Source organism: Streptomyces sp. NPDC049915 (assembly GCF_040656475.1).
Taxonomy (GTDB): Bacteria; Actinomycetota; Actinomycetes; order Streptomycetales; family Streptomycetaceae; genus Streptomyces.
Genome location: NZ_JBFAMH010000011.1, coordinates 55,014 through 80,546 on the forward strand (window position 1 = coordinate 55,014; position 25,533 = coordinate 80,546).

The following is a 25,533-nucleotide window of genomic DNA, read 5'->3' on the forward strand; positions in this document are numbered from 1 at the left end:
GCGTTGGCGGGCCGGTTCTCGGGCGAGTAGGACGGGACGACGACCAGGTGCCCGTCGGCGTCCGTGCGGGTGCCGGCGTGACGCACCTGCCGGCTATTCCTCTTCGACGAGGTACCCGACGTTGTCCACCACGAACTCCCCGTAGTGCAGGGCGGAGCCGATGGCATCCAGCCGGGTGTACTGGTCCGGGGAGAGTGCCTGCCTGACGCTGGACATGGCGCTCAGCAGGATCCGGAAAGCCACGTCCGGCGTGCACAGGCGCGCGCAGTCGACCAGCGCCGCCCGTACCTCGGCAGGCAGCGCCTGTGCTGCTTCGATCTCGGCCACGACGGCGTCGAGGCAGGCCGCGCCGTCCTCGGTGTCCGCGCCGGTGAGCGGCTGCAGGCCGGCTGTGCCCGCCAGTCGGGCGTCACACAGGTCGAAGACCGTCCGGGTCCACTGCGCTCCACCGCCGATCCGGTCCCAGCCCGGCATGTAGTCCGCACCCGCCTCCCACAACACCTCCAACGTCTCGGAGGGGGGTTGCCGAGAATCTGAGCGTCACGGCGTACCGCCAGGGCTGCCGTGTCACTCGACCCTGCGAGGTGGTTCGCGACGATTTCGGCAGCGGTGTCCCCGTAGTGGGTCCCGTCCTGGTCGAAAAAGCCCATCACCCACGACACGCCGAAGTCGAACTCCGTGAAACGTGGCACTGCGCCTCCCTCCCTTACTCCGGAAAACACGTCTGCACGTAGTAACCAGACTTGTGCCCTTTGGCCCGGACCAGTTTGATGCGGAACGCGTTGCCCGTCTCCTTCCACGTGCCGTCCGGGAAGTAGGCCTTGCCGAGGGAGTTCTTCGCCCCGAACGTACCTCTGAACGCCAGATCCGGGTCGGATCCCCGGAGCCAGTTGCGGATCCTGTTCGCGTTGTTGGCCAGCGCGTAGTCCACGACCTGCTGGGCTGTCTGCTCGTCGACGAACAAAACGAGCGCCCAAGTCGCGGAGGGTGCAGGGAGTTTGTGTGGCTGTGTTGTGTGAGAAGTGTGCGCGATGGGGATCCGGCGATGTGGAATGACGGCTCAGAAATGGCCGGAACTGTCCATGGCTTTCACGCGGGGCTGTGCGGAGGGTGATCACGCGGGCGTCACGGTCGGATCGCAAATGGATGTTCGGTAGATCATCTGTGGGTCTGCTGTGTGTAATGTCCACGTAAAACGCTGTGCTGTGCAGAAGAGAGAGCAGTTTTCGTGAGTCTCACCACCGTTCGCCGGGCCGGTCTCGCCGCCTCGGCCGCCGCGCTCGCGCTCCTCGTGTCCGCCTGTGGTTCGGACAGCGGGGACAAGGCCGACGACGGCAAGACCGCGCAGGCCGACAAGACGGCCTCCGCCGCGCCGGCTTCCGCCGAGCCGCTGACCGCCGCCGAGCTGGACAAGGCCGCGCTGACCCAGGCGGACGTCAAGAGCGGCAAGCTCTTCGCCAAGGTGCCGGTCCAGGACGACATCGCGCAGGCCAAGGTGAAGACCGACAAGCCGGAGTGCGCCCCGCTGGGCCGCCTCCAGGCCGGGACCTACGACGGTCAGCCCGCCGCCACGGCCAAGCGCAGCTGGCTCGCCGACCAGAAGAAGCCCGACCCGAAGGCCGGCCTCGAGAAGGCCATGATCGCCAGTATCGACCGGGACAAGGTCATCGTGACGCTGGCCACGTACGCCGACGGCGGCGCGGAGAAGACGTTCGCCGGGCTGAAGACCGCCGCAACGGCGTGCGCGGGCGGCTACTCCTGGACCGTCGGCAGCGACACCACCAAGGTCGGCAAGGTCACCCCGACCGCCGCGCCCGAGGGTGCCGACGAGGCCCTCGCCCTGACCCTGCTGGTGGACGCGGACGAGGGCGTCAAGGCCCCGGCGAAGGCCGTTCTCGTGCGCAAGGGCGCCACCCTCGCCTACTTCTCGGGGTACAACATGGCCTCCGCCGCCACGGGCGGGGACTGGGACTTCCCGGCCGAGCTCGTCCAGGCGCAGCTCGCCAAGCTCGGCTGAGCCGCGGCTGCCGTTCCCACCGGGCCTCGTCGCCCGGTGGGAATCCCGTGACCGGCGCGTGAGTGTCGCGTGCCGGTGCTGTGTGGGGTCCCCGGACGCCGGGGGCCCGGCAGCCATCCGTACTGTGCGGGGTGGAACGCTGCCAGGGGGAGGCACAGCACTTCGACAGCGACGAACGAAACGGTGAACGGATGAGCCAGGCGGACAGCACGCGACTCCTCGACGCGCCCACGGGCCCCAGAGGAGAGAACGCGCCGACCGCACCCGCCGTACCCTCGCCCCCAGGGGCACCCGCGGCGGAGACGCGTCCGCGCGGGCAGCGGCTGGCCGCGCTCGACGGACTGCGTTTCGTCGCGGCCCTGGCGGTGGTGCTGTTCCACTTCGTCGGCCAGAAGCCGTCGACGGTGAAGCACATCTGGGGCCGCCCCTACCAGGACCTCTTCCCCGAGGCGCACGCCTACTTCGCCTACGGCCGGCTCGGCGTCGACCTGTTCTTCCTGATCAGCGGCTTCGTCATCTGCATGAGCGCCTGGGGCCGCAGCCCGCGCGACTTCTTCATCTCCCGCGTGACCCGGCTGTACCCGATGTACTGGATCTCGGTCGTCGTGGCCGCGTCCGTCATCTTCCTCTTCGACACGCCGTTCGGGCACCCCAACCCACGGGTCGTCTTCGCCAACCTCACGATGCTCCAGCAGCCGCTCGGCGTGAAGGACCTCGACTCGGTCTACTGGACGCTCTGGCCCGAGCTGTGCTTCTACCTCACCTTCGCGGTCGTGGTGTGGAAGGGCCTGACCTACCAGCGGGTGGTCGTCTTCTGCGGGCTGTGGACCGTCGGCGCGGTGCTGGCGCCCTCCGCCGACATCCCGCTGCTCACGCTGCTGGTCAACCCGCCGTCCGCGCCGTACTTCATCGCGGGCATGGCGTTCTACCTCATGCACCGGTTCCGGTCGACGCCGCTGCTGTGGGGCATCGTCGTGATGTCCTGGCTGCTCGCCCTGCACTTCCTGCTGGCCCCGGACGGCGGGCGCAACAACTGGGACGTCTGGTCGCCGTGGCGCGGCTCGCTGATCCTGACGATCACGGTGTTCTTCGCGCTGATCGCCGCGATCGCGCTCGGCTGGACCAGCCGGATCCGCTGGCGCTGGCTGACCGTCGCCGGGACGATGACCTTCCCGCTGTACCTGCTGCACGACGTCATCGGCATGACCGTCGTCCACCACTTCGGCGGCCGGGTCGCGCCCTGGACGCTGGTCGCGGGCACGGTCAGCGCCCTGGTGCTGCTGTCCTACCTGGCCCACCGCTTCGTCGAACGGCCCCTCGCCACGCGCATGCGGCGCTGGCTGAAGTCGGCGAGCTTCGGCCTTCAGGCACCGGCTCCACGCCGCTGAGTCGCCGGCGGGGCGTTCGTATCCCCGTGGGAATTTCCGAATTCGGGCACACAGCGGGGGGTTCGCGCCCGCTTCGGATCGTAGGCTGCGGTGCCATGTGCGGAATCGTGGGATACGTGGGGGCGCAGTCGGCGCTCGATGTGGTCATGGCCGGGCTCAAGCGGCTGGAGTACCGCGGCTACGACTCGGCGGGCGTCGCCGTGCTCGCGGACGGCGGGCTGGCCGCGGCCAAGAAGGCCGGCAAGCTCGTCAACCTCGAGAAGGAGCTGCTCGACCGCCCGCTCCCGGCCGGGACCACGGGCATCGGACACACCCGCTGGGCCACCCACGGCGGCCCGACCGACGCCAACGCCCACCCGCACCTGGACAACGCCGGCCGGGTCGCCGTCGTCCACAACGGCATCATCGAGAACTTCGCGGTCCTGCGGGCCGAGCTGGCCGAACGCGGGCACGACCTGGCCTCGGAGACCGACACCGAGGTCGTCGCGCACCTGCTGGCCGAGGAGTTCTCCTCCTGCACCGACCTCGCGGAGGCCATGCGGCTGGTGTGCCGGCGGCTGGAGGGCGCGTTCACGCTGGTCGCCGTGCACGCGGACGAGCCGGACGTGGTGGTCGGCGCGCGGCGCAACTCCCCGCTGGTGGTCGGCGTCGGCGAGGGCGAGGCGTTCCTCGCCTCCGACGTCGCCGCGTTCATCGCGCACACCCGCTCCGCGATCGAACTCGGCCAGGACCAGGTCGTCGAGCTGCGCCGGGACGGCGTGAGCGTCACCGGCTTCGACGGCAGCCCCGCCGAGGTCCGCTCGTACCACGTCGACTGGGACGCCTCCGCCGCGGAGAAGGGCGGCTACGACTACTTCATGCTCAAGGAGATCGCCGAGCAGCCGAAGGCGGTCGCCGACACGCTGCTGGGCCGTATCGACGGCTCCGGTTCGCTGACCCTCGACGAGGTCCGCATCACGCCGTCCGAACTGCGCGAGGTCGACAAGGTCGTCATCATCGCCTGCGGTACGGCCTTCCACTCCGGCCTGATCGCCAAGTACGCCATCGAGCACTGGACGCGGATCCCGTGCGAGGTGGAGCTGGCGAGCGAGTTCCGTTACCGGGATCCGATCCTGGACGCCCAGACGCTGGTGATCGCCATCTCCCAGTCCGGCGAAACCATGGACACGCTGATGGCGCTGCGGCACGCCCGCGAGCAGGGGTCCAAGGTGCTCGCCATCTGCAACACCAACGGCTCCACGATTCCGCGCGAATCGGACGCGGTGCTGTACACGCACGCGGGGCCCGAGGTCGCCGTCGCCTCGACCAAGGCGTTCCTGACGCAGCTCGTCGCGTGCTACCTGGTCGCCCTCTATCTGGGCCAGGTCCGCGGCACCAAGTGGGGCGACGAGATCCGCGCGGTCATCCGCGACCTCGCGCAGATCTCCGGCGAGGTCGAGCGGGTCCTGGAGACGATGGAGCCGGTACGCGAGCTGGCGCGCTCGCTGGCGTCCAAGAACACGGTGCTCTTCCTGGGCCGGCACGTGGGGTACCCGGTCGCGCTCGAAGGCGCGCTGAAGCTGAAGGAACTGGCGTACATGCACGCCGAGGGCTTCGCGGCGGGCGAGCTGAAGCACGGGCCGATCGCGCTGATCGAGGAGGATCTGCCGGTGGTGGTCGTGGTCCCGTCACCGCGTGGCCGCTCGGTGTTGCACGACAAGATCGTCTCCAACATCCAGGAGATCCGGGCGCGCGGTGCCCGCACGATCGTGATCGCGGAGGAGGGCGACGAGGCGGTCGTCCCTTACGCCGACCACCTGATCCGCATCCCGGCCACCCCGACGCTGCTCCAGCCCCTGGTCGCGACGGTCCCGTTGCAGGTCTTCGCCTGTGAGCTGGCGACCGCGCGGGGCAACGAGGTGGACCAGCCGCGCAACCTGGCGAAATCCGTGACGGTGGAGTGAGGTTCCTTCAGCGCGTCGACGAAGGCGGAGAAGGCCCCGGCCGGGACGGTGAGAATGGCTCCGGCCGGGGTTTTCGAGCCGCGGATCGCTACGCGTGTGCGGCGGGGGCGATCTCCACGCAGGCGTTGCCGCCGCCGGAGTAGGACCACTTCCGCCAGTGGTCCAAGTGGGCCGTGAGTACCTCGCAGTTCCTTCGCCGGCGCCGGCAGCCGGCGCTAGCCGCAGGCCTGTCTGCGACGGCGCAGGGCGGTCCGGGTCCAGTGGAACAGCCAGATCTCCAGGAAGCCACCGCCGAACAGGCCCCGGATCGGGGGTATCCGGTGCTGCTTGACCCGGAAGACGATCGCGTAGACGCAGGCGAACGGCCAGGCCACCTCCACGACCACCAGCAGGGCCACCACGGCGGTCCAGCCCCAGATGACCCGGTTCGCCGTCTTCGTGAGTCCCACGGGTCGCTCCTGCTTGTGGCGTACGTGCCAAGGCGACGCAGATTGACAGCCGTCTGTGACGCTCGGCCCGGCGAAATCCCCCGCAGTCATAGGCTGCAGCGCATGAGCATCATCGGGGTCGGTATCGACGTGGCCGAGATCGAGCGGTTCGCGGCGTCGCTGGAGCGCACGCCCGGGCTGGCCCAGCGGCTGTTCGTGGAGGGCGAGTTGCTGCTGCCGAGCGGGGAGCGGCGCGGCGTCGCCTCGCTCGCCGCTCGCTTCGCCGCTAAGGAGGCGCTGGCCAAGGCCCTCGGGGCGCCGCCCGGACTGCACTGGACCGACGCGGAGGTGTGCGTCGAGGACAGCGGCCAGCCCCGGCTGCGGGTGAAGGGGACGGTGGCGGCCCGGGCGGCCGAGCTGGGCGTGCGGTCCTGGCACGTGTCGCTCAGCCACGACGCCGGCATCGCGTCGGCGGTCGTGATCGCGGAGGGATGAGGGGGCAGGCGGCCCGTGCGCGTGCCGCACGGGCCGTCGTGGCCGTCAGTGGTCGTTGACGAAGCTCACGTAGTAGGAGCCACGCCCGCCGGCACCCTCGAAGTTGAGGCCGAAGCGGTCGTACTCGTCCATGTCGTACCGGGTGCTCTCGGCGGCCGAGTGCGAGGCGCACGAGCCCTTGCCGCCGCTCGCCGTGAGCTTGTAGCCCGACCTGTTGGCGGTGATGTCGTCGACCGTCACCCAGGCCGAGTGGCCGTTCGCGGACGTGTCGCAGACGGAGACGATGTCGCCGTGCTCCTTGACGTACACCTTGACGCCGGTGCCGGACCACACGTGGTCCCACGACGAGCCGCTGGGCGGCGCGACGGCGGCGGACGCGGACGGCGCGGTGATCGTGGTCAGCGCGGCCAGGGCGGCGGCCCCGGCCAGGGCGGCGGCGAGGCGGCGACCGCGGGGGGAACGCTCGGTGACGGTGGGGGATGCGCTGGTGTGAGGCATGAGCCCTCTCGGATCGTTCGTCGGATGAAGTGATCACTCTATGAGCCGGGGCGGGGCGGGTCACGCGGATAAGTGCCGCGCCGGCGGCGCGCGTTGGCCGCGCACGTCGCGCCGTTCTCGGGGCAGACTCGGGCTTATGCGTACCGCGTACAGCGTTGAGACGGTCAGGGCAGCCGAGCGGGAGCTCATGGCGCGGCTGCCGGAGGGCGCCCTCATGCAGCGGGCCGCCGCCGGCCTCGCCGCCGCCTGCGCCGAAGCGCTCGGGCGGGTGTACGGCAGCCGGGTCGTGCTGCTCGTCGGCAGCGGCGACAACGGAGGTGACGCCCTGTACGCCGGGGCGCGGCTCGCCCGGCGGGGCGCCGGAGTCACCGCCGTGCTGCTCAGTCCCGAGCGGGCGCACGCCGGTGGGCTCGCGGCGCTGCGCCGGGCCGGCGGGCGCGTCACCGGCACCGGCGGCGCCGACGAGCTGATCGAGCGGGCCGACCTCGTCATGGACGGCATCGTCGGGATCGGCGGGAAGGGCGGACTGAGGCCCGGCGCGGCGCCCTTGGCCGAGGCGGCGGCGCGGTCGCGGGCCGCCGTCGTCGCCGTCGACCTGCCGAGCGGGGTCGACGCGGACACCGGGGAGGTGCGGGGGGCCGCTGTGCGGGCGGATCTGACCGTCACCTTCGGCACCCACAAGCCGGGGCTGCTCATCGACCCGGCGCGGGAGTACGCGGGCAGCGTGCGGCTCGTGGACATCGGGCTGACGCTGCCCGAGCCGGCCGAACTGGAGGCGTTGCAGCACACGGACGTGGCCCGGCTGCTGCCGGTGCCGGGCGCCGAGAGCGACAAGTACCGGCGCGGTGTCGTCGGCGTCGCCGCCGGGTCGGCGCGCTACCCCGGCGCCGCGGTGCTCGCCGTGTCGGGGGCGCTGCGCGGCGGCGCGGGTGCCGTGCGGTACGTGGGGCCCGCGGGCGGCACGGTCGTCGCCCGCTTCCCCGAGACGCTCGTGTCCGACCAGGGGCCCCGGAAGGCGGGGCGCGTGCAGGCGTGGGTGGTCGGGCCGGGGGCCGGGGACGACGCGGAGACCGTGGCCGAGGTGGTGGAGAGTGACGTACCCGTGCTGATCGACGCGGACGGGCTGCGGCTCGCCGACCGGGAGACGGTACGCGCGCGTACGGCGCCGACGCTGATGACGCCGCACGCCGGGGAGGCCGCCGCGCTGCTCGGCGTCGCGCGTGAGGAGGTCGAGGGGGCGCGGCTCGTCGCGGTGCGGGAGCTGGCGGAGCGGTACCGGGCGACGGTGCTGCTCAAGGGGTCGACGACGCTGGTCGCCGACCCGGGGCGCGAGGCGGCGGTGCGGGTGAACGCGACGGGGACGCCGTGGCTGGCGACCGCGGGCAGCGGCGATGTGCTGTCCGGGCTGACCGGGTCGCTGCTGGCGGCGGGGCTCTCGGCGCGGGACGCGGGGAGCGTGGGGGCGTATCTGCACGGGCTCGCGGGCCGCTTCGCCGCGCGGGGCGTGCCGGTGGGGGCGCATGACGTGGCGTCGGCGATCCCGTCGGCCTGGCGGGATGTCCTGGCCGACGGTTGAGCAGTCCGAGCGGTGCCGTGGCGGGCCCGGGGGCCGCGGCCGGCCGGGAGGCGGTGCGGCCGCGGCAGCGCTGTCGTAGCCCTCTGAGACACTGGGGGCGCGATGACTGAGACAGCGACCTCGCGGACCGCGCCCCTGCGGGCCCGCGCCGAGATCGATCTGGCCGCCCTGCGGGCCAACGTGCGCACTCTGCGCGAGAAGGCCCCGGGCGCCGCCTTCATGGCCGTGGTCAAGGCCGACGGATACGGCCACGGCGCGATCCCGTGCGCCCGCGCGGCCGTCGAAGCGGGCGCCACCTGGATCGGTACCGCCACACCCGAGGAGGCTCTGGCCGTACGCGATGCGGAGTCCGGTATTCCGGCGGACGTCCGCGTGATGTGCTGGCTGTGGACGCCCGGCGGGCCCTGGCGCGAGGCGATCGAGGCGGGTATCGACATCTCGGTCAGCGGCGTGTGGGCCCTGCGCGAGCTCACCGACGCGGCCCGCACCGCCACCCGCCCCGCGCGCGTGCAGCTCAAGGCCGACACCGGCCTCGGCCGCAACGGCTGCCAGCCCGCCGACTGGCCCGAACTGGTCGGCGCCGCACTGGCCGCCGAGCGTGAGGGCATCCTGCGCGTCACGGGACTGTGGTCGCACTTCGCGTGCGCCGACGAGCCCGGGCACCCCTCCATCGCCGCCCAGCTCACCCGCTTCCGGGAGATGACGGCATACGCCGAAGAGCGGGGCGTACGCCCCGAGGTGCGGCACATCGCCAACTCCCCGGCCGTGCTCACCCTCCCCGAGACCCACTTCGACCTGGTCCGCCCCGGTATCGCCATGTACGGCGTCTCGCCCAGCCCCGAACTCGGCACCTCCGCCGACTTCGGACTGCGCCCGGTGATGACCGTGACCGCGTCGCTGGCCCTGGTGAAGCAGGTGCCGGGCGGGCACGGCGTCAGCTACGGGCACCACTACGTCACCCCCGGCGAGACCACCCTCGGCCTCGTCCCGCTCGGTTACGGCGACGGCATCCCGCGGCACGCCTCCGGCACCGGACCGGTGCTGGTGGACGGCAAGTGGCGTACCGCCGCCGGGCGGATCGCGATGGACCAGTTCGTCGTCGACCTCGGCGGCGACACGCCCGAGCCGGGCACCGAGGCGGTCCTGTTCGGACCCGGCGACCGCGGCGAGCCGACCGCCGAGGACTGGGCCCAGGCCGCCGGCACCATCGCATACGAGATCGTCACCCGCATCTCATCGCGCGTTCCCCGCGTCTATGTGAACGAGGAACCGGCCGGGCAACCCGGCGACGAGTGACCAGCAGCAGTCCGGTGAAGAGGAGCGGTACGTGAGCGAGAGCCCTGTGGAGTCCGCCGTGTCGGCCGCCGCGGCCGCGGCGGACTCGGCCGGCTGGCGCCGGGCCACCGGCATCGCGGGCGCCGCGATAGGCGTGCTCGCCGCGGGCGCGGCCGCCGGCGTCGCCATAGAGCGGATGACCGTCGGCCGCGGCATGCGCGCGAAGGCCCGGCTCGCCCTCGACTCCGCCGGCCCCTACGGCGCGCTGCGCGGCACCCCCGGCAAGGCATACGCCGACGACGGCACCGAGCTGTACTACGAGGTCGACGACGTCGAACCGGAGGGAGGCTCCGCGCCCCGGCGCAGGCGCCTGTTCGGCCGCAAGGCGCCGGCGCCCGTCACCGTCGTCTTCAGCCACGGTTACTGCCTGAACCAGGACTCCTGGCACTTCCAGCGGGCCGCGCTGCGCGGTGTCATACGGACCGTGCACTGGGACCAGCGCAGCCACGGCCGGTCCGGGCGTGGATTGGCGCAGACCCAGGAGGACACGCCGCTCACGATCGACCAGCTCGGGCAGGATCTGAAGGCCGTCCTGGACGCGGCCGTGCCCGAGGGGCCGATCGTGCTCGTCGGGCACTCCATGGGCGGCATGACCGTGATGGCGCTGGCCGCCCAGTACCCGGAGCTGATCCGCGACCGCGTCGTCGCCACCGCCTTCGTCGGGACCTCCTCCGGGCGGCTCGGCGAGGTCAACTTCGGGCTTCCGGTGGCCGGCGTCAACGCGGTGCGGCGGGTGCTGCCCGGCGTGCTGAAGGCGCTGGGGCAGCGGGCCGAGCTGGTGGAGAAGGGGCGGCGGGCGACCGCCGACCTGTTCGCCGGGATCATCAAGCGGTACTCGTTCGCCTCCCGGGACGTCGACCCGGCCATCGCCCGGTTCGCCGAGCGGATGATCGAGGGCACGCCGATCGACGTGGTCGCCGAGTTCTACCCGGCGTTCACCGACCACGACAAGACGGAGGCGCTGGCCTGCTTCCGGGACATGCCGGTGCTGGTGCTGGCCGGAGTGGACGACCTGGTCACCCCCAGCGAGCACAGCGAGGCGATCGCCGACCTGCTGCCGGACGCCGAACTGGTGCTGGTGCCGGACGCCGGGCATCTGGTGATGCTGGAACACCCCGAAGTGGTCACCGACCGCCTCGCCGACCTCCTCACCCGTGCGGGTGCCGTGCCGGCAGGAGCTACCGTGAAGGGCTATGGAAGCACCAGCAGCACCGCACAACCCGGATGAGACCGAGCTGACCATCACGTCCCCCGAGCAGATGCGCGAGCTGGGCCGCCGGCTCGCCAAGCTGCTGCGCGCCGGTGACCTGGTGATGCTCTCCGGGGAGCTGGGCGCGGGCAAGACCACTCTGACGCGCGGCCTCGGCGAGGGGCTCGGCGTCCGGGGCGCGGTCACCTCGCCGACGTTCGTGATCGCCCGCGTGCACCCGTCCCTGGGGGACGGCCCGCCCCTGGTCCACGTCGACGCCTACCGGCTGTCCGGCGGCCTGGACGAGATGGAGGACCTCGACCTGGACGTCTCGCTGCCCGACTCGGTGATCGTCGTGGAATGGGGCGAGGGAAAGGTCGAGGAGCTGACCGAGGACCGGCTCCAGGTCGTCATCCACCGGGCCGTCGGCGACACGACGGACGAGGTCCGCCATGTGACGCTCACCGGTCTGGGGGAGCGCTGGACGGGCGCCGACCTGAGCGCGCTGGCGGCCTGAGGCGGCCGGCTGGGCCGGAGGGGCCTGCGGGCCACTCCGGCCCGTACGTTCCGACGCGGTGTCGGGAAGATGTTGCGCCCGAGGTCGGGGGCATGGTCACATGGTATCCGGATCGTAGTTAGGTCTACCTAACTGTGCTCGCCCCCGACCCTCAGGAGGCGTCCCATGCCCGCTGCCGACTCCCCGCAGCCGCAGCCGCAGCCGCAGCCGCAGCCGCAGCCCCGCCCCGCCGTGCGCCCCGGACTGTCCATGCGCGACCTGCTGGCCTCCTGCGCGGCGGCCGACGCGGTCTCCCGGCCCCCGCGGGAGCCGGAACCGGTGGGTGACGGTTCCGCCGAGACGCGCCGCACGGCCGCGTAGGGGCGGCGGAAGCGACAGCAGCGGCGGAGGCGGCACAAGCGGGGCTAGTGGATCACCACCACCCGGCGGCCGATCGTCGCGAAGTCCCACATCGCCGCGCCGTCCGGACGCGACTCGCGGATGCCGCCCGTCAGCACGCCGTCGTCCGGGGGCTGGGTCGCCGGCCCGGCCTCCGCGCTGAAGCCGATCGAGACGCCGTTCACGGCGGTGAAGCGGACGACATGCTCGACGGGGACGCCGTCCGTGCCGGTGACCGAGCCCGAGCGCGAGGTGACCATGTAGACCCCTGGCGCCGGGTCCACGTTGCCGGGGTCGACGCGAAATGTGCGCCGCACCTTGTCACCCCGGTCGACCAGCCACACCCGGTTGTCGTCCAGGCCGTACACGACCCGCGGCCCGCGGCCGGTGCCGGCGGGCAGTTTCGCCGGGTTCTTCTTGTCCCGGGGCGCCTCGGTGGCGCTCACCGCGGGCGGCACGGTCGGCTTCCTCGCGCCGCCCAGCTCGGCCGGGACGGTCGCGGCCGCCTGCCAGCCGAGGAACCCGACCGTGGCGAGGGCCGCCGCGGTGAGCCCGGCCACCATCCCCGCGCTGCTGCTTGCCACCGTCGTACACCTCACCGCAAATGCGAAGGAAACGGACTTTCCGGTGACGGTAGCAGCCACGTCCCGCCCCACCGGCGCGTCCGACACGGGGCCCGCGGCGCCGTAGGCTGTTTGCGTGCTCTTGCTCGCTCTGGATACCGCCACACCCGCCGTGACCGTCGCGCTGCACGACGGTACGGACGTCATCGCCTCTACGAGCCAGGTGGACGCGCGCCGGCACGGCGAGCTGCTGCTGCCGGCCGTGGACCGTGTGCTCGCCGAGGCCGGACTGAAGCTGGACGCCGTCACCGGCATCGTCGTCGGCACCGGCCCGGGCCCGTACACCGGGCTGCGCGTGGGCCTGATGACCGCCGAGACGCTCGGCCTCGCGCTCGGCGTGCCCGTGCACGGCGTATGCACCCTGGACGGCCTGGCGTACGCCGCCGACCTGGACTCCGGCCCCTTCGTCGTGGCGACCGACGCCCGGCGCAAGGAGGTCTACTGGGCCAAGTACGCCGACTCCCGCACCCGGCTGACCGACCCGGCCGTCGACCGGCCCGCCGACATCGCCGACGCGGTCGCCGGGCTCCCGGCCGTCGGCGCGGGCGCGCTGCTGTACCCGGAGACCTTCCCGCAGGCCCACGAACCCGAGCACGTCTCCGCCGCCGCCCTCGCCCGGCTCGCCGCCGGGAAACTGGCCGCCGGCGAGGAACTCGACCCGCCGCGCCCGCTGTATCTGCGCCGGCCGGACGCCCAGGTCCCCAAGAACTACAAGGTGGTCACCCCCAAGTGACCGGAGCCGACACCGTCGTCCTGCGCGAGATGCGCTGGTGGGACATCGATCCCGTGCTGCAACTGGAACGCGACCTGTTCCCGGAGGACGCCTGGTCGCGGGGGATGTTCTGGTCCGAGCTGGCGCACTCCCGGGGCGCCGACGCGACCAGACGGTACGTCGTCGCCCAGACGGGCGAGCGCATCGTCGGCTACGCCGGGCTCGCCTCCTCCGGGGAGCAGGCCGACGTGCAGACCCTCGCCGTCGCCCGCGACCAGCAGGGCACCGGGCTCGGCAGCCGGCTGCTGACCGAGCTGCTGCGGGCCGCGACCGCCTTCGAGTGCGCCGAGGTGATGCTGGAGTGCCGGGTGGACAACACCCGCGCGCAGAAGCTCTACGAGCGCTTCGGCTTCGAGCCCATCGGTTTCCGGCGCGGCTACTACCAGCCCGGGAACGTGGACGCCCTGGTGATGCGCCTGACCGACCCTTCTTCCTCCGTACAAGGAACCGAGATCAATGGCTGACGAACCCCTGGTCCTGGGGATCGAGACCTCCTGTGACGAGACCGGCGTCGGCATCGTGCGCGGCACCACCCTGCTGGCCGACGCCATCGCCTCCAGCGTCGACGAGCACGCCCGCTTCGGCGGCGTCGTCCCCGAGGTCGCCTCCCGCGCCCACCTCGAGGCGATGGTCCCGACCATCGAACGCGCGCTGAAGGAGGCGGGTGTCAGCGCGAAGGACCTCGACGGCATCGCCGTCACCGCCGGTCCCGGCCTCGCCGGTGCGCTGCTGGTCGGTGTGTCGGCGGCGAAGGCGTACGCCTACGCCCTCGGCAAGCCGCTCTACGGCGTCAACCACCTCGCCTCCCACATCTGCGTCGACCAGCTGGAGCACGGCCCGCTGCCGGAGCCGACGATGGCGCTGCTGGTCTCCGGCGGGCACTCCTCGCTGCTGCTGTCCTCCGACATCACCTCCGACGTCCGCCCGATGGGCGCGACCATCGACGACGCGGCGGGCGAGGCCTTCGACAAGATCGCCCGCGTGCTGAACCTGGGCTTCCCCGGCGGCCCGGTCATCGACCGGTACGCACGCGAGGGCGACCCGCAGGCGATCGCGTTCCCGCGCGGTCTGACCGGGCCGCGCGACCCGGCGTACGACTTCTCCTTCTCGGGTCTGAAGACGGCCGTCGCCCGCTGGATCGAGGCCCGGCGGGCCGCGGGCGAGGAGGTGCCGGTGCGCGATGTCGCCGCGTCCTTCCAGGAGGCCGTGGTGGACGTGCTCACCCGCAAGGCGGTGCGCGCCTGCAAGGACGAGGGCGTCGACCACCTGATGATCGGCGGCGGCGTGGCCGCCAACTCCCGGCTGCGCGCGCTGGCCCAGGAGCGCTGCGAGAAGGCCGGGATCCGGCTGCGCGTGCCGCGGCCCAAGCTGTGCACGGACAACGGCGCGATGGTCGCCGCGCTCGGCGCCGAGATGGTCGCCCGCAACCGGGTCGCCTCCAGCTGGGACCTGTCCGCCGACTCGTCCCTGCCGGTCACGGACCCGCACGTGCCCGGGCACGACCATGTGCACGAGGTCAGCAAGGACAACCTGTACTCATGACCGTCTACTCATGACCGTCGCGCTGATGTGGGAGGCGCGGGCGGCCGCGGGCCGGGGCGAGGAGCTGCTGGCCTGGGCCCGCGCCCAGAGCGTGGACGGCACCCCGCTGCGCCGCGAGGCCTTCCGCGCCCCGCAGGACCGCGTCCTGGTCATCACCTGGTGGGACGCCCCGTACGACGCCGACCTGCCCGAACTGCCCGAACCGGACGCCGCCTTGGTGACACGTCCGGTGCACCGGTGGCGGTTCGAGTCGGTGGGCGACGACTGACGGGGGCTTCGGTGGGCGACAACTGACGGGATCTTCGGTCCGGGCGCCCGCCGACGAGGGGCCGCGGGACGCACCGCGCTGAGGGCGGACGCGGCCGGCGCACCCACGATGACGGCACACGAGCGGGCCGTGGCTCCGGGTGCCGCCGCGGCGGGGGTCGGGGAGGGCTGGGCCGCCGGGGCCGCGCCACGCCGTGCGCTCCGCTCGGGCTGTGCCGCGCGTGCCGGTCCGCCGCCTTTGCCGTTCCGCCGGCGCTGCTCCGCCCGTGCTGTTCCGCCCGCTCCGCCCGCTCCGCGCCACTCCGCCTGCGCCGCGCTGCCGCGTCGGCCGCCGAGGGTGCAGGACGTGAGGTCCTGCGGGGACGGCGGGGCCGAAGGTTCCGGGGATTGCTTCCGGACCGAGGCCGGTGCATGCCGAGCCGGTGACGCTGCATTCCGGTCCAGTGGCGGTGCGTGCCGGCCCGGTTCAGGTGTATGCCTGGCCGGTGCCAGGTGAAAGCCGGCCGGCGCCGGTGTCATGCGTGCCGTTCCGGCCCCTTCGAGCCGACGGCAGTCGAATGTTTCGGTCGGGCAGGGATACGATCGCCGCCATGACAGCCTCGGAATCCGCCGACCCGCAGACCACAGGCCGGTCCGGCCGCACCGCGACGCTCGCCGAGATCGCCCGGGAGGCCGGCGTGTCGGCCCCGACCGTTTCGAAGGTCCTCAACGGCCGTGCCGACGTCGCCCCGGCCACCCGGACCCGGGTCGAGGACCTGCTGCGGGCCCACGGCTACCGGCGCCGGCGGGCCGAGGCCAGCCGCTCCCCGCTGATCGACCTGGTCTTCCACGAGCTGGAGAGCGCCTGGGCGATGGAGGTCATCCGGGGTGTGGAGAACGTCGCCCGGGACGCCGGGCTGAGCGTCGTGCTCAGCGAGAGCGCCGGGCGGCTCACCCCCGGGCGGACCTGGGCCGACCAGGTCGCCGCGCGCCGCCCGCACGGCGTGATCCTCGTGCTGTCCGACCTCGACGAGTCCCAGCGGGCGCTGCTGACCAGCCGTTCCGTCCCGTTCGTGGTGATGGACCCGGCCGGCGACCCCGGCGCCGACGTGCCCTCCATCGGCGCCACCAACTGGCAGGGCGGCCTCGCCGCCACCCGCCACCTGATCGATCTCGGCCACACCCGGATCGGTGCGATCAGCGGGCCGAAGCGGATGATGTGCAGCCGCGCCCGCGTCGACGGCTACCGGGCCGCCCTGGAGACCGCGGGAGTACCCGTCGACCCGGCGCTGATCAGGACCGGCGACTTCCACCACGAGACCGGCTACCGGCTCGGCCGCGAGCTGCTGCGGCTGCCGGAGCGGCCCACGGCCGTCTTCGCCGGCAACGACCTGCAGGCGCTCGGGCTGTACGAGGCCGCGCGCGAACTGGGCCTGCGCATCCCCGAGGACCTCAGCGTCGTCGGCTTCGACGACCTGCCGGTGGCCCGCTGGGTCGGGCCGCCGCTGACGACCGTGCGGCAGCCGCTGACCGAGATGGCCGAGGCGGCGGCCCGGCTGGTGCTGGAGCTGGGGCGCGGCGACGGGCCACCGGTGGCCACCCGCGTGGAACTGGCGACCAGCCTGGTGGTGCGGGCGAGCACCGGGGCGTCGGTGGCCGAAAGGTGACGTATTGACTGGTGGGGCGGATGCACCCACGCTCCTCCGAAGTCAATCGGTTATGCAACCGAAACTTTCGAAGGACTTCGTCATGAGAACGTCGCACCTCCTCAGCGCCCGCAGGTCGTGGGCGGTACTCGCCACCGCCGCGGCCACCGCGCTGCTCGCGGTCGGCGCCGCCCCCTCGGCGCACGCGGCCGACCCGCCGCTGCGCGACCTCGCCGCCGCCCAGGGCAAGGTCATCGGCACGGCGGTGACCGGCTCCGAGCCCGGCAACGCCATGAAGTGGGGCTCCGTCGAACCCACCCGGGGCAGCTTCGACTGGGCCGAGGCCGACCAGATCGTCGCCTTCGCCCAGGCCCACCACCAGCAGGTGCGCGGCCACACCCTGGTCTGGCACAGCCAGAACCCGAGCTGGCTGACGGGCGGCAGTTGGACCCCGGCCCAGTTGAGCAACGGCGGTTCGGTGACGTTCGGGTTCCACGCGAACTGGAGCGGGAGCAACCCCGTACCGGCGGTGGCGGTGGGCTGAGGGCGGGGCCGGGGAGGGGGCGCGGAAATTTCTTCGAGAAAAATCCGGCGGGTGTGTCGATCCCGTCGTCCGCCGATCGACGCAGGGGTGAGAGGCCGGGAAGGACCCGGCCGAACGGACACCGAGGAGGCGTCATGCCCCGCTACCTGTCGCTCGTGCGGATCGACGAGAACAACGCGCCCGCCGGAGGCCCCAGCGATGAGCTGATGCAGCGCATGGGGGAGCTGATCGAGGAGATGACCAAGGCCGGCGTGCTGCTGGACACCGCCGGGCTGACCCCGACCTCTCAGGGCACCCGGGTGCACTACGAGGGCGGGCAGCTCTCCCTCACCGACGGGCCGTTCACCGAGACCAAGGAGGTCATCGGCGGATACGCGCTGATGCAGTGCAAGGACCAGGCCGAGGCCGTCGAGTGGACCAAGCGGTTCCTGAAGGTCCACGAGGCGGAGTGGACGGTCACCTGCGAGCTGCGGGAGATCGCGGAGGGCTGAGTCCCGCTTGGTTGGCGGCCCTGCCGGGTGTTCGATGGTGGGTTGTGACCGCACAGCCCACCGCCGACCCGCGCAGCGCCATCGAGACGGTCTTCCGGCTCGAGTCCCCGCGCGTCATCGCCGCCGTCGCCCGGATCGTGCGGGACGTCGGCGTCGCCGAGGAACTCGCCCAGGACGCCCTCGTCGCCGCCCTGGAGCGGTGGCCGCGCGACGGGGTGCCCGACAACCCGGGCGCCTGGCTGACCACCACCGCCCGCCGGCGTGCCGTCGACCTGATCCGGCGCCGGGAGAACCACACCCGCAAGCTCCAGGAGATCGGCCGCGGCCTCGACACGACGGTCCCGCCGGAGGAACCCGCCGACCCCGACGACATCGACGACGACCTGCTCCGGCTCGTCTTCACCACCTGCCATCCGGTGCTGTCCGCCGAGGCTCGCATCGCCCTCACCCTGCGCCTGCTCGGTGGTCTGACCACCGCCGAGATCGCCCGCGCGTTCCTGGTCCCGGAGCCCACCGTCGCCCAGCGGATCGTGCGCGCCAAACGCACCCTCGCCACGAAGAACGTCGCCTTCGAGGTCCCCTCCGGCCCCGATCGCGCCGCCCGCCTCGGCTCGGTCCTCGACGTCATCTACCTGATCTTCAACGAGGGATACGCGGCCACCGCGGGCGACGACTGGCTGCGCCCGTCGCTGTGCGAGGACGCGCTGCGGCTCGCCCGGCAGCTCGCCCAGCTGATGCCCAAGGAACCCGAGGTGCACGGGCTCGCCGCGCTGCTGGAGTTCCAGGCCGCGCGCGCCGCCGCCCGCACCGGCCCGAACGGCGAACCGGTCCTGCTCGCGGACCAGAACCGCAGCCGCTGGAACCGCCTGCTCATCGCCCGTGGTGTCGCCGCGCTGGAACGAGCCGAGGCCACGGCCGCCGGCCCTCCCGGGCCGTACGCCCTCCAGGCGGCCATCGCGGCCTGCCACGCCCGCGCCCACACCTACGAGGACACCGACTGGGCGGCCATCGCGACCCTGTACGGCCTGCTCGCCGCCCGCGCCCCGTCGCCGGTCGTGGAGCTGAACCGGGCGGTGGCCGTGTCCATGGCCGACGGTCCCGGCCCCGCCCTGGAGATCGTCGACGCCCTCGCCGACCGGCTGCGCGACTACCACCTCCTGCCCAGCGTCCGCGGCGACCTCCTGCAACGCCTCGGCCGTACGGCGGAGGCGCGCGCGGAGTTCGCCCGGGCCGCGACCCTGACCGCCAACGAGCGCGAGCGGGAGCTGCTTCAGCGACGCGCGGCGGAGTGCGGTTAGGCCGGACGGCCGAGCAGCATGGTCGGGGCGCCCGCGACGCGGGTGAGGAAGACGGTGACGGCCAGGGTGCCGTGCGGCTTCGGCAGCACCTTGCGGCGCAGCTCCTCCGGCTCGACCGCCGAGCCGCGCTTCTTCACCGTCAGCACGCCCACCTCGCGCTCGCGCAGCAACGCCTTCAACTTCTTGACGTTGAAGGGGAGTCGGTCGGTGATCTCGTAGGCGGAGGCGTACGGCGTCGGGTGCAGTTCGTCGGAGGTGACGTAGGCGATCGTCGCGTCCAGCAGGCCGCCGCCGACCTGTTCCGCCACCTCGGCGACCAGATGCGCGCGGATGACGGCGCCGTCGGGCTCGTAGAGATACCGCCCGACGGCACGGACGGCCGGGTCGGGCAGTCCGCGGCCGGGCAGCGTATACGGCCCCGGCAGCAGCGTCGCCCGGACCGTGCCCGGTGCGCCGGTGCCGAACCACAGCACCGCCTCCTTCACGTCGCCGCCGTCGGAGACCCACTCCGCCTCGGCCTCGGCGGGGATCGCCTCGTGCGGCACGCCGGGGGCGATCTTCAGCGCGGCGTGCGGGGCCGTGAGCGCCGCCTGCACGGCCCAGGACAGGGGCGGTGAGTACGCCTCGGGGTCGAAGACGCGGCCGCGCCCGCCGCGCCGGGCGGGGTCGACGAACACCGCGTCGTATCCGGTGGTGTCGATCTCGGTGACGTCCGCCTCCCGCACCTCGATCAGGTCCGTGAGCCCGAGCGCCTCGGCGTTGGCGCGGGCCGCCGCCGCGGTCAGCGGGTCACGGTCCACGGCGAGGACGCGGATGCCGGCGCGGGCGAGCGCGAGCGCGTCGCCCCCGATGCCGGAGCACAGATCGGCGACGGAGCCGATGCCCAGGTCTTTCATACGGGCTGCCCGGTATGCCGCGACGCTCGCCCGTGTGGACTGCTCGACGCCGTTGGGCGTGAAGAACATCCGCGCGGCGTCCTCGGCCCCGAACTTCGCCACCGCCCGCTGCCGCAGCCGGGCCTGGCCGAGGGCGGCCGACACCAGCTCCGCCGGGTGCTCCCGGCGCAGCCGGGTAGCGACGCCGAGCTCGTCGGCGGGGTCGGTGTCACGCACCTGGTCGAGCAGGGCGCGGCCTTCGGGGGTGAGGAGGGGGGCGAGGTCGTTCACCGGGTCATTGTCGGGCAGGGGGGCGGGGTGTGGGCCAGTCGGTGGATGGTGGGCGGGCGGTGGTGGTGTCGGGGCGGCTGCGGGGAGGCGGACTGCGAGGATCCGGCTCCATGGGAGTAGTCGTACAAAATGACAAACCTCGGGTGTGGCGGCGCGGTGTTGTGTGCCGGGGTGGAGTCGTGCGTCTGGGTGGTGTCGTGCGTCCGGGTGGTCTGCTGCGGGGTTCTCTCGCCGCCCTCGCGGCCGCCGCTCTCGCCTCCGGCTGCGCCCCGGGCACGGGATCCGCCGGGTCCGACGTCGACCCCGCCGCCGGTCAGCAGCAGGCCCTGCACGCACCCCCGGCGCGCGCCCTCGACTCCTACGCCACCAAGCTGCGCGCCGAGTACGCCGCGCGGGTGGCCGCCGCCAAGCGCTGGGGGCTGTCCAAGGTGCCGCTGGCCGCCCCGCCGCCGCCCCGGGTGAAGCCCCGGATCCACACCCGCCAGGGCTTCGAGGTCGACGACCACGAGGAGCTGGGCCTGCCGCCGGTCTTCACCCGGATCCCGACCGACCAGAAGATCGTCTTCCTCACCATCGACGACGGCGCCGAGAAGGACCCGGCGTTCCTGCGCATGATGAGCGACCTGCGCATCCCGTACACGGCCTTCCTCAGCAACTACCTGATCAAGAACGACTACGGGTACTTCAAGAAGATGCAGGCGCGGGGGGTGACGCTGAACAACCACACCCTGCACCACCCGTACCTGCCGGGGCTGTCCTACGCCCGGCAGAAGCACGAGATCTGCGACATGCAGGACATCATCGAGAAGCAGTACGGCAAGCGGCCGACGGTCTTCCGGCCGCCGTTCGGCAACTACAACCAGGACACGCTGCGTGCCGCTCGGTCCTGCGGGATCAAGTACGCCCCACTGTGGGACGAGGAGGTCTTCGTCGACCACTGGGAGTACCGCGAGGACGACCAGGACCTCCACCCCGGCGACATCGTCCTGACGCACTTCCGCGGCCGGGACGACTGGAAGGGCACGATGCCCGACATGGTGCGCCGGTTCCTGAAGAAGGTGACGGACAAGGGGTACGCGGTGGCACGCCTGGAGGACTACCTGTGAGGACGCGGGGGCGGCGACGGGGGCCGGTGGCCGGGATTCTGGCGGCGGTCTGTTCGGTGGCGGTCTGTCTGACGGGGTGCGCGCAGTCGGTGGACCCGATCGAACGGCTCGGCAAGAAGACGGCGGAACGGGTGGGTACGCACCGTCCCGCCGCCGAGCCGGCGTACCGCCGCTGGGGTCTGGACCGGCCGCTGGCCCCCGCGCCTTCCGCTGCGCGGGGGCGGGTTGGCCGTGTTCTTGGCAAGGCGGGTGCCGGTGGGGGTGCGGGTCTGCCGTTGGTCGTCGACCGTGTGCCCACGCGGGACAAGGTCGTCTTCCTGACGTACGACGACGGGGCCGAGCGGGACCCTCGGTTCGTCGACCTGGTGCGGGAACTGCGGCTGCCGGTGGGGATGTTCCTCACGGACAGCGTGGTCGGGCCGGGGTACGCGCACTTCGCGCGGCTGCGGGCGGTGGGGGCGTCGCTGGAGAACCACACGCTCGACCACCCCGCGATGCGGGGCCTGCCGTACGCCGGGCAGCGGGCGGAGATCTGCGGGCAGCAGCGCAAACTGCACGCGCGGTTCGGGGTGTGGCCGCGGCTCTTCAGGCCGCCGTACGGCAGGTACGACGCGACGACGTTGCGGGCGGCGGGGGACTGCGGGATCTCGGCGGTGGTGTTGTGGCGGGTGTCGGTGGGGGGTGACGGGGGATTGTCGTACGTCGCGGGGGAGCACCGGCTGGGGCCGGGCGACATCATCGCGGTGGACCCGGACGAGACGACGGGGCCGGTGCTGCGGGAGCGGACGGTGCGGTTGTTGCGGGAGATTCAGGGTGGGGGGCTCACGGTGGGGCGGTTGGAGGACTACCTGTAGGGCGGGGCCGTTCTTCGTCTGCGGGTTGTGTGTGGCTGGTCGCGCCGTTCCCCGCGCCCCTTATAGGCCTGCGGCGGCCCGTTGCGGTCGCGTCGTGGCGTGCGTAGCGCCTACGGCCGGTGGGTGGGTCGGGGCCGGGCTGGGGGGTGTCCGTCCTCGGTCCGGCCGCCCGTTCCCGACGACGGTGCCCTTGCCCGGTGCCGGCCGCTGCGGGCGGACACCCCCCACCCCGTCCCCTTCCCGCCGAACGCGGGTGCACCGACGCGGTGGCGCGCGCGGCTGCGGGCCGCCGTCGTGCGTAGCTGCGGGCAGTCGTGCCGCTGGGGCGGCACGGCCAGCGCCGTGAGCGCCAGCCACCCCCGGTCGGCCACCGCACTGGGCTCCAGGAAACGCCGGTCCACACCCCCCGTTTCCCAGACGCGCCGCACCGCAATTGGCACTCCGCTTGACCGAGTGCTAATCCCGGTCATAGTCTCGGCTCTGGCACTCGGCAGATGAGAGTGCCAACACAGCGACGGGCAGGTCCGGCACCCGCGACGACGGATCGACCTGGTCGCCACCTCAGACAGTTAACCCCGTGAGATCTCCGAAGGGGGAGGTCGGATCGTGACGACCGCCAGCTCCAAGGTTGCCATCAAGCCGCTCGAGGACCGCATCGTGGTCCAGCCGCTCGACGCCGAGCAGACCACGGCCTCCGGCCTGGTCATTCCGGACACCGCCAAGGAGAAGCCCCAGGAGGGCGTCGTCCTGGCCGTGGGCCCGGGTCGCTTCGAGGACGGCAACCGTCTGCCGCTCGACGTGAAGGTCGGCGACGTGGTGCTCTACAGCAAGTACGGCGGCACCGAGGTGAAGTACAACAACGAGGAGTACCTCGTTCTCTCGGCCCGCGACGTGCTCGCGATCATCGAGAAGTAAGCACACTTCACCCGAAGTTCTGCTTTCAGCTGCGCCCTGGCCCCTGCGACCGATAACGAAGCCGGGCGCCGGGGCGCAGTCGTTTTACCCACGAGATTTCCGAGAGGGCTCCCGCTGCCATGGCGAAGATCCTGAAGTTCGACGAGGACGCCCGTCGCGCCCTCGAGCGCGGCGTCAACAAGCTTGCCGACACCGTCAAGGTGACGATCGGCCCCAAGGGCCGCAACGTCGTCATCGACAAGAAGTTCGGCGCCCCGACCATCACCAACGACGGCGTGACCATCGCCCGCGAGGTGGAGATCGAGGACCCGTACGAGAACCTCGGCGCCCAGCTGGTCAAGGAGGTGGCGACCAAGACCAACGACATCGCGGGTGACGGTACGACCACCGCGACCGTGCTGGCCCAGGCGCTCGTGCGCGAGGGTCTGAAGAACGTCGCCGCGGGTGCCTCCCCGGCCGCCCTGAAGAAGGGCATCGACGCCGCGGTCAAGGCCGTGTCCGAGGAGCTCCTCGCGACCGCCCGCCCGATCGACGAGAAGTCCGACATCGCCGCCGTCGCCGGTCTGTCCGCCCAGGACAGCCAGGTCGGCGAGCTCATCGCCGAGGCGATGGACAAGGTCGGCAAGGACGGTGTCATCACCGTCGAGGAGTCCAACACCTTCGGTCTGGAGCTCGACTTCACCGAGGGCATGGCCTTCGACAAGGGCTACCTGTCCCCGTACTTCGTGACGGACCAGGAGCGTATGGAGGCCGTCCTCGACGACCCGTACATCCTGATCACGCAGGGCAAGATCGGCGCCATCGCGGACCTGCTGCCGCTGCTGGAGAAGGTCATCCAGGCCGGCTCCTCCAAGCCGCTGCTGATCATCGCCGAGGACGTCGAGGGCGAGGCCCTGTCGACCCTGGTCGTCAACAAGATCCGCGGCACGTTCAACGCCGTCGCGGTGAAGGCCCCCGGCTTCGGCGACCGCCGCAAGGCGATGCTGCAGGACATGGCCGTCCTCACCGGCGCCACCGTCATCTCCGAGGAGGTCGGCCTCAAGCTCGACCAGGTCGGTCTCGAGGTGCTCGGCACCGCCCGCCGCGTCACCGTCACCAAGGACGACACCACGATCGTCGAGGGTGCCGGCAAGGCCGAGGAGCTGGCGGGCCGCGTCGCGCAGATCAAGGCCGAGATCGAGAACACGGACTCCGACTGGGACCGCGAGAAGCTCCAGGAGCGCCTCGCGAAGCTGGCCGGCGGCGTGTGCGTGATCAAGGTCGGCGCCGCCACCGAGGTGGAGCTGAAGGAGAAGAAGCACCGTCTGGAGGACGCCATCTCCGCGACCCGCGCCGCGGTCGAGGAGGGCATCGTCTCCGGTGGTGGCTCCGCGCTGGTCCACGCCGTCAAGGTCCTCGAGGGCAACCTCGGCAAGACCGGCGACGAGGCCACCGGTGTCGCCGTGGTCCGCAAGGCCGCCGTCGAGCCGCTGCGCTGGATCGCCGAGAACGCCGGCCTCGAGGGCTACGTCATCACCTCCAAGGTCGCCGAGCTCGACAAGGGCCAGGGCTTCAACGCCGCCACCGGCGAGTACGGCGACCTGGTCAAGGCCGGCGTCATCGACCCGGTCAAGGTCACCCGCTCCGCCCTGGAGAACGCCGCCTCCATCGCCTCCCTGCTGCTCACGACCGAGACCCTGGTCGTCGAGAAGAAGGAAGAGGAAGAGGCCGCCGCGGGCCACGGCCACGGTCACTCCCACTGACGCACGTCAGCACTGAGGCCCGGCACCCCTCGGGGTGCCGGGCCTTCGCGTTGCCGGCTACTGCTCCAGCGCGTCGAGCGCACCCAGCTGCGTCATCAGGCCGAGCCGGTCGTACTGCCACCACCCCTCGACGATCGTGCCGTCCTCGCCGCACCGGAAGACGGTCGTACCGGTCATGGTCGCCTGCCGGCCGGTGGGCGCGAGACCCATGAACTCACCGGTGTGGGTCGCGTCGCAGGTCCACCGGGTGCACACCCGGTCGCCCTGCGCGATCTGGTCCTCGATGCGGAAGGCGAGGCGGAAACCACCGCGCCACATCTCCATCTCGCGCCGCATCGCGTCCCGGCCCATGGTGTCCTGCTCATTGGCGGGATCGTGGTCGTGGTAGTCCTCGGCGATCAGGTCGTCCACTGGAGGCAGATCGCCCTCGACGGCGAGCATCTCGAAGAACCGCCGCACGGTCGCCGCGTTCAGCTGGTCGTCGCGCACCACTTCCAGATCGGTGAACGACGGCATCTCGTCACAGAGAGCCACCATCTCCTGGAAGATCTTGTCGGTTTCCGGCAGGTTGGAGTTCCGCATCGCGTCCTCGTACGACGGGAACTCCACGATCTCGATGAAGTGCGACGCGTCCGACCGGTCCTTCCCGATCACACTGTGCGTCGCCGTCCGCTTCCCCTTGGTCTTCTCGACCCACGTGTCCATCAGCCGGTCCATCTCGTCGAACCGGCTGGTCCTGCAGTCGATGAGCTGTACGAAGGTCATGGCGTCACCTCGGTCCGCCGTGGGTCCGGGTCGATCACCACCATTGTCCTCCTTGGGCA

27 protein-coding genes and 2 pseudogenes are annotated in these 25,533 nt (G+C 72.2%); 21 read left to right on the forward strand and 8 right to left on the reverse strand.

Annotated features, from left to right (window positions below; genetic code table 11):
* Positions 1-93 precede the first annotated feature (93 nt).
* Together AB0J12_RS20600 and AB0J12_RS20605 are read right to left on the reverse strand one after the other, a co-directional pair.
* Positions 94-474 carry a hypothetical protein gene (locus AB0J12_RS20600; RefSeq protein WP_363265753.1) on the reverse strand — a complete coding sequence of 127 codons (381 nt, stop codon included), beginning with the start codon at positions 472-474 and terminating at the stop codon, positions 94-96.
* 232 nt (positions 475-706) lie between these two features.
* On the reverse strand, positions 707-964 hold the full coding sequence (locus AB0J12_RS20605; protein ID WP_363265754.1) for an RNase A-like domain-containing protein: 258 nt from the start codon (positions 962-964) through the stop codon (positions 707-709).
* Between the two features lie 264 nt (positions 965-1,228).
* Here AB0J12_RS20605 and AB0J12_RS20610 point away from each other — a divergent pair, with 264 nt between their 5' ends.
* The 3 genes from AB0J12_RS20610 (at position 1,229) to glmS (ending at position 5,348) form a co-directional block, all read left to right on the forward strand.
* Complete coding sequence (locus tag AB0J12_RS20610; protein ID WP_363265755.1) at positions 1,229-2,017, forward strand: hypothetical protein; 789 nt, start codon at positions 1,229-1,231, stop codon at positions 2,015-2,017.
* 191 nt (positions 2,018-2,208) lie between these two features.
* Positions 2,209-3,405, forward strand: coding sequence for an acyltransferase (locus AB0J12_RS20615; protein WP_363265756.1), 1,197 nt, complete (start codon positions 2,209-2,211; stop codon positions 3,403-3,405).
* Between the two features lie 95 nt (positions 3,406-3,500).
* Positions 3,501-5,348: a glutamine--fructose-6-phosphate transaminase (isomerizing) gene (glmS, locus tag AB0J12_RS20620; RefSeq protein ID WP_363265757.1), complete on the forward strand. Its 1,848-nt coding sequence runs from the start codon at positions 3,501-3,503 to the stop codon at positions 5,346-5,348.
* On the opposite strand, the pseudogene AB0J12_RS20625 reads toward glmS, so the two are convergent.
* Together AB0J12_RS20625 and AB0J12_RS20630 are read right to left on the reverse strand one after the other, a co-directional pair.
* Positions 5,348-5,514, reverse strand: a pseudogene (locus AB0J12_RS20625) (DUF397 domain-containing protein); the annotation flags it as partial. The gene glmS and the pseudogene AB0J12_RS20625 sit on opposite strands and share 1 nt — an antisense overlap.
* 49 nt (positions 5,515-5,563) lie before the next feature.
* Positions 5,564-5,797, reverse strand: coding sequence for a hypothetical protein (locus AB0J12_RS20630; protein ID WP_363265758.1), 234 nt, complete (start codon positions 5,795-5,797; stop codon positions 5,564-5,566).
* A gap of 102 nt (positions 5,798-5,899) precedes the next feature.
* Between AB0J12_RS20630 and AB0J12_RS20635 the strand changes: the two genes are divergently transcribed.
* Positions 5,900-6,271 carry a holo-ACP synthase gene (locus tag AB0J12_RS20635; RefSeq protein ID WP_363265759.1) on the forward strand — a complete coding sequence of 124 codons (372 nt, stop codon included), beginning with the start codon at positions 5,900-5,902 and terminating at the stop codon, positions 6,269-6,271.
* Between the two features lie 45 nt (positions 6,272-6,316).
* Here the strand turns inward: AB0J12_RS20635 and AB0J12_RS20640 are convergent, their stop codons facing one another.
* The gene (locus AB0J12_RS20640; RefSeq protein ID WP_363265760.1) at positions 6,317-6,769 is read right to left on the reverse strand and encodes a hypothetical protein; all 453 of its coding nucleotides are present in this window, start codon (positions 6,767-6,769) and stop codon (positions 6,317-6,319) included.
* Between the two features lie 136 nt (positions 6,770-6,905).
* Here AB0J12_RS20640 and AB0J12_RS20645 point away from each other — a divergent pair, with 136 nt between their 5' ends.
* From AB0J12_RS20645 to AB0J12_RS20665, 5 genes are all read left to right on the forward strand, one after another.
* Positions 6,906-8,345 (forward strand): NAD(P)H-hydrate dehydratase, encoded by a 1,440-nt coding sequence (locus AB0J12_RS20645; protein ID WP_363265761.1) that lies wholly within the window; start codon positions 6,906-6,908, stop codon positions 8,343-8,345.
* A gap of 102 nt (positions 8,346-8,447) precedes the next feature.
* A complete protein-coding gene (alr, locus tag AB0J12_RS20650; protein ID WP_363265762.1) occupies positions 8,448-9,641 on the forward strand; it encodes an alanine racemase in 1,194 nt (397 codons plus the stop codon).
* 31 nt (positions 9,642-9,672) lie between these two features.
* Positions 9,673-10,908, forward strand: coding sequence for an alpha/beta hydrolase (locus AB0J12_RS20655; protein ID WP_363265763.1), 1,236 nt, complete (start codon positions 9,673-9,675; stop codon positions 10,906-10,908).
* On the forward strand, positions 10,874-11,386 hold the full coding sequence (tsaE, locus tag AB0J12_RS20660; protein WP_363265764.1) for a tRNA (adenosine(37)-N6)-threonylcarbamoyltransferase complex ATPase subunit type 1 TsaE: 513 nt from the start codon (positions 10,874-10,876) through the stop codon (positions 11,384-11,386). The genes AB0J12_RS20655 and tsaE overlap by 35 nt, the downstream gene beginning before the upstream one ends.
* Before the next feature lie 165 nt (positions 11,387-11,551).
* Positions 11,552-11,746 carry a hypothetical protein gene (locus tag AB0J12_RS20665; RefSeq protein WP_363265765.1) on the forward strand — a complete coding sequence of 65 codons (195 nt, stop codon included), beginning with the start codon at positions 11,552-11,554 and terminating at the stop codon, positions 11,744-11,746.
* Between the two features lie 44 nt (positions 11,747-11,790).
* Here AB0J12_RS20665 and AB0J12_RS20670 read toward each other — a convergent pair whose 3' ends face one another.
* The gene (locus AB0J12_RS20670; RefSeq protein ID WP_363265766.1) at positions 11,791-12,348 is read right to left on the reverse strand and encodes a hypothetical protein; all 558 of its coding nucleotides are present in this window, start codon (positions 12,346-12,348) and stop codon (positions 11,791-11,793) included.
* 115 nt (positions 12,349-12,463) lie between these two features.
* On the opposite strand from AB0J12_RS20670, the gene tsaB reads away from it, so the two are divergent.
* The 8 genes and pseudogenes from tsaB to AB0J12_RS20710 all read left to right on the forward strand — a co-directional run bounded on the left by tsaB (position 12,464) and on the right by AB0J12_RS20710 (position 18,926).
* Positions 12,464-13,120: a tRNA (adenosine(37)-N6)-threonylcarbamoyltransferase complex dimerization subunit type 1 TsaB gene (gene tsaB, locus AB0J12_RS20675; protein WP_363265767.1), complete on the forward strand. Its 657-nt coding sequence runs from the start codon at positions 12,464-12,466 to the stop codon at positions 13,118-13,120.
* A gap of 29 nt (positions 13,121-13,149) precedes the next feature.
* The gene (gene rimI / locus AB0J12_RS20680; protein WP_363265921.1) at positions 13,150-13,623 is read left to right on the forward strand and encodes a ribosomal protein S18-alanine N-acetyltransferase; all 474 of its coding nucleotides are present in this window, start codon (positions 13,150-13,152) and stop codon (positions 13,621-13,623) included.
* Positions 13,616-14,701: a tRNA (adenosine(37)-N6)-threonylcarbamoyltransferase complex transferase subunit TsaD gene (gene tsaD / locus AB0J12_RS20685; RefSeq protein ID WP_363265768.1), complete on the forward strand. Its 1,086-nt coding sequence runs from the start codon at positions 13,616-13,618 to the stop codon at positions 14,699-14,701. The genes rimI and tsaD overlap by 8 nt, the downstream gene beginning before the upstream one ends.
* 10 nt (positions 14,702-14,711) lie before the next feature.
* Positions 14,712-14,969, forward strand: coding sequence for a hypothetical protein (locus AB0J12_RS20690; protein ID WP_363265769.1), 258 nt, complete (start codon positions 14,712-14,714; stop codon positions 14,967-14,969).
* Between the two features lie 589 nt (positions 14,970-15,558).
* Positions 15,559-16,614: a LacI family DNA-binding transcriptional regulator gene (locus tag AB0J12_RS20695; protein WP_363265770.1), complete on the forward strand. Its 1,056-nt coding sequence runs from the start codon at positions 15,559-15,561 to the stop codon at positions 16,612-16,614.
* Between the two features lie 82 nt (positions 16,615-16,696).
* Positions 16,697-17,056: pseudogene (locus AB0J12_RS20700) on the forward strand (endo-1,4-beta-xylanase); the annotation flags it as partial.
* A gap of 215 nt (positions 17,057-17,271) precedes the next feature.
* On the forward strand, positions 17,272-17,628 hold the full coding sequence (locus tag AB0J12_RS20705; RefSeq protein ID WP_363265771.1) for a YciI family protein: 357 nt from the start codon (positions 17,272-17,274) through the stop codon (positions 17,626-17,628).
* A 44-nt stretch (positions 17,629-17,672) separates the two neighbouring features.
* Positions 17,673-18,926, forward strand: coding sequence for a sigma-70 family RNA polymerase sigma factor (locus tag AB0J12_RS20710; protein WP_363265772.1), 1,254 nt, complete (start codon positions 17,673-17,675; stop codon positions 18,924-18,926).
* Here AB0J12_RS20710 and AB0J12_RS20715 read toward each other — a convergent pair.
* Positions 18,923-20,092, reverse strand: coding sequence for an SAM-dependent methyltransferase (locus AB0J12_RS20715; RefSeq protein ID WP_363265773.1), 1,170 nt, complete (start codon positions 20,090-20,092; stop codon positions 18,923-18,925). The two genes, AB0J12_RS20710 and AB0J12_RS20715, sit on opposite strands and share 4 nt — an antisense overlap.
* 110 nt (positions 20,093-20,202) lie before the next feature.
* Here AB0J12_RS20715 and AB0J12_RS20720 point away from each other — a divergent pair, with 110 nt between their 5' ends.
* The 4 genes from AB0J12_RS20720 (at position 20,203) to groL (ending at position 24,709) form a co-directional block, all read left to right on the forward strand.
* The gene (locus AB0J12_RS20720) at positions 20,203-21,198 is read left to right on the forward strand and encodes a polysaccharide deacetylase family protein (RefSeq protein WP_363265774.1); all 996 of its coding nucleotides are present in this window, start codon (positions 20,203-20,205) and stop codon (positions 21,196-21,198) included.
* Between the two features lie 98 nt (positions 21,199-21,296).
* Complete coding sequence (locus tag AB0J12_RS20725; RefSeq protein ID WP_363265922.1) at positions 21,297-22,052, forward strand: polysaccharide deacetylase family protein; 756 nt, start codon at positions 21,297-21,299, stop codon at positions 22,050-22,052.
* 606 nt (positions 22,053-22,658) lie between these two features.
* Positions 22,659-22,967 carry a co-chaperone GroES gene (gene groES / locus AB0J12_RS20730; RefSeq protein ID WP_009190181.1) on the forward strand — a complete coding sequence of 103 codons (309 nt, stop codon included), beginning with the start codon at positions 22,659-22,661 and terminating at the stop codon, positions 22,965-22,967.
* Between the two features lie 119 nt (positions 22,968-23,086).
* Positions 23,087-24,709: a chaperonin GroEL gene (gene groL, locus AB0J12_RS20735; protein WP_363265775.1), complete on the forward strand. Its 1,623-nt coding sequence runs from the start codon at positions 23,087-23,089 to the stop codon at positions 24,707-24,709.
* Positions 24,710-24,766: 57 nt separating this feature from the next.
* On the opposite strand, the gene AB0J12_RS20740 is transcribed toward groL, so the two are convergent.
* The gene (locus tag AB0J12_RS20740) at positions 24,767-25,474 is read right to left on the reverse strand and encodes an ester cyclase (protein WP_363265776.1); all 708 of its coding nucleotides are present in this window, start codon (positions 25,472-25,474) and stop codon (positions 24,767-24,769) included.
* Positions 25,475-25,533 lie beyond the last annotated feature (59 nt).

Excerpts from the sequence above, each read along its gene's own strand:
- AB0J12_RS20665 (WP_363265765.1), top strand. The coding sequence starts at position 11,552 with ATGCCCGCTGCCGACTCCCCGCAGCCGCAGCCGCAGCCGCAGCCGCAG.
- AB0J12_RS20640 (WP_363265760.1), bottom strand. The coding sequence starts at position 6,769 with ATGCCTCACACCAGCGCATCCCCCACCGTCACCGAGCGTTCCCCCCGC.
- AB0J12_RS20740 (WP_363265776.1), bottom strand. The coding sequence starts at position 25,474 with ATGACCTTCGTACAGCTCATCGACTGCAGGACCAGCCGGTTCGACGAG.
- tsaD (WP_363265768.1), top strand. The coding sequence starts at position 13,616 with ATGGCTGACGAACCCCTGGTCCTGGGGATCGAGACCTCCTGTGACGAG.
- glmS (WP_363265757.1), top strand. The coding sequence starts at position 3,501 with ATGTGCGGAATCGTGGGATACGTGGGGGCGCAGTCGGCGCTCGATGTG.
- AB0J12_RS20645 (WP_363265761.1), top strand. The coding sequence starts at position 6,906 with ATGCGTACCGCGTACAGCGTTGAGACGGTCAGGGCAGCCGAGCGGGAG.
- groL (WP_363265775.1), top strand. The coding sequence starts at position 23,087 with ATGGCGAAGATCCTGAAGTTCGACGAGGACGCCCGTCGCGCCCTCGAG.
- AB0J12_RS20615 (WP_363265756.1), top strand. The coding sequence starts at position 2,209 with ATGAGCCAGGCGGACAGCACGCGACTCCTCGACGCGCCCACGGGCCCC.
- rimI (WP_363265921.1), top strand. The coding sequence starts at position 13,150 with ATGCGCTGGTGGGACATCGATCCCGTGCTGCAACTGGAACGCGACCTG.
- AB0J12_RS20690 (WP_363265769.1), top strand. The coding sequence starts at position 14,712 with ATGACCGTCGCGCTGATGTGGGAGGCGCGGGCGGCCGCGGGCCGGGGC.
- AB0J12_RS20635 (WP_363265759.1), top strand. The coding sequence starts at position 5,900 with ATGAGCATCATCGGGGTCGGTATCGACGTGGCCGAGATCGAGCGGTTC.
- AB0J12_RS20720 (WP_363265774.1), top strand. The coding sequence starts at position 20,203 with ATGGGAGTAGTCGTACAAAATGACAAACCTCGGGTGTGGCGGCGCGGT.
- alr (WP_363265762.1), top strand. The coding sequence starts at position 8,448 with ATGACTGAGACAGCGACCTCGCGGACCGCGCCCCTGCGGGCCCGCGCC.
- AB0J12_RS20600 (WP_363265753.1), bottom strand. The coding sequence starts at position 474 with ATGCCGGGCTGGGACCGGATCGGCGGTGGAGCGCAGTGGACCCGGACG.
- AB0J12_RS20695 (WP_363265770.1), top strand. The coding sequence starts at position 15,559 with ATGACAGCCTCGGAATCCGCCGACCCGCAGACCACAGGCCGGTCCGGC.
- tsaE (WP_363265764.1), top strand. The coding sequence starts at position 10,874 with ATGGAAGCACCAGCAGCACCGCACAACCCGGATGAGACCGAGCTGACC.
- AB0J12_RS20705 (WP_363265771.1), top strand. The coding sequence starts at position 17,272 with ATGCCCCGCTACCTGTCGCTCGTGCGGATCGACGAGAACAACGCGCCC.